This is a genomic window from Actinosynnema sp. (assembly GCF_052038725.1).
In genome coordinates, this window is sequence record NZ_JBQGCX010001371.1 from 1 (window position 1) to 1,704 (window position 1,704).

General features: G+C 75.2%; 2 protein-coding genes. One reads left to right on the forward strand and one right to left on the reverse strand.

Annotated elements, in window-relative coordinates; genetic code table 11:
* The first annotated feature begins 706 nt into the window (after window positions 1-706).
* A complete protein-coding gene (locus ACTUAL_RS28950; RefSeq protein ID WP_440902458.1) occupies window positions 707-1,078 on the forward strand; it encodes a hypothetical protein in 372 nt (123 codons plus the stop codon).
* A 78-nt stretch (window positions 1,079-1,156) separates the two neighbouring features.
* Here ACTUAL_RS28950 and ACTUAL_RS28955 read toward each other — a convergent pair.
* Window positions 1,157-1,704 (reverse strand): NYN domain-containing protein (locus ACTUAL_RS28955; RefSeq protein ID WP_440902459.1); only part of this gene is annotated, 548 nt, incomplete at its 5' end.

A 1,704-nucleotide genomic window follows, 5' to 3' on the forward strand; every position in this document is an offset into this window, starting at 1 on the left:
CGTCTCCCACTCCTTCATGCTGAGGTCGCGGGCCTCGCGCGAGCCCGCCCCGACGCCGACGACCCGGAGACCCACCAGCTGTTCCCACCCGTCGAAGCGCCCTTCAGCGGCCACTTCCCGCATAGGTCCCTCCCCCTGACGTCTCTCCCCCTGCGGTAAGACAAGGAACAGTCCGAAAGCGTGCGAATACATTTTGTGACAAAAAACCCGGCAGCCGGGTGAACCGCCAAGCCGTGCGCGCCACCCAGGCTAGCCGAATCCCCGCCCCGATATCCGCCGGGCAGGTCACCGCCGACCTGCGATCACGCATCGAAATCGGCAACGGGCGTCCGACCTCGGCAGACGTTCCACAGGGGACGCTGGGTGACGATCACCGGCATTCCCGGAGCGGGTTCGCCGGGGGCGTCGACGCGGGATTCGGGGGCGGGTGGGGGTGGGGCGCGGGGCGGGTCATGCGAATGACGCGCGGGGGTCGTTCCGGTGTGGACGCGCTCCCCCGCTCGGCGCGGCCGGTTCCGGCGGATCTCGGTACGTTCCCGGTCCGAGCGGGTTCCGCGCGGGCGGGGTCCGCGCGGACCGACGACGGGACGGGGGCGTGGTGGTGGGCGTGACGGGGCGCGGCAGTCCGGTCCGGGTGGCGGGCGCAGCCGGATTCCCCTGGCCGGGCGAACGTTCGGCGGGCGATCGGAAAGCCGGGGGGGCTCGGGTGATCCGCGCGCGCTGGGCAGCGTGGCGGGCCGGGCGGGAGGCGCGGGTCGAGCGCGAGCGGGAGGCGCGGCGGCGGTGGGCGGAGCGGTTGGCGCGGGAGCGGGGCGCGGAGATCGAGGCCGTGGTGGCGGCGTGGCGGGCCGAGGTGTCCGGGTTGGACCCCCGGTTGCGCGATCTGGTGATCACCGTCACGGCGGGTGACATGCTGCACGTGGAGTTCGAGCTCGGCGAGGAGTGGTTCGACGCGTACGCCGAGGGCGGCCTGGACTCGTACGCGTTCGCGGACGGCACGGGCCACTTCGAGGACTCGGTGCTGCGGGAGGACGTGCCCGCGCACGTGGTCGGGCTGTTCGCGGCGGTGCTGCCGTGAGACGGCGCGGGCGCGCGGTTCGACCGGCTCGTGGCAGCGCTGCCCCGGTCGGTGCTCGCCGCTCGCGCCCAGCCCGCGTCAGGCCAGCTCGATCGCCTGCGCGCGCGGGTACTTCCGCCCCGGCCCCGGCGCGGGTGAGCCGGTGAAGGACACCTGCGTGCCCACCGGCAGCATCGGCGCGCCGCCCGGCAGGTCGTCGCGCGAGGCGTACCAGGAGCCGCCTCGGGTGTCGGTGATGCAGCCGTGGGGCTGGTCGTCGCGCCAGCCGGTGATCCGCCCGTAGCGACGGCCGCGCGGCGCCCCGCCCGATGGGGCGACGGGGGTGGTCGTGCGGGTGAACGGTGAGCGCAGGGGGTAGTCGCCCTGGTCGGCGGGGGCGAACAGGGCGTCGAAGCCGGGGGTGTCGGTGGCGTTGGCGCGCAGCGGGGAGGCGGTGCGCGGGCCGTTCTCCGGCCACTTCTGCGGGGCGCGCCGGGGGTCGGCGACGGGCACGAGCACCCGGACGCCGCGCTTGACCAGGCGGGCGACGAGCGGGGTGAAGTCGGCGTCGCCGGTGACCAGGACGACCCAGCGCAGCCCGGCGGTGACGGCGCGGTCCCAGGTCTCCAGGGCGAGGTGGACGTCGA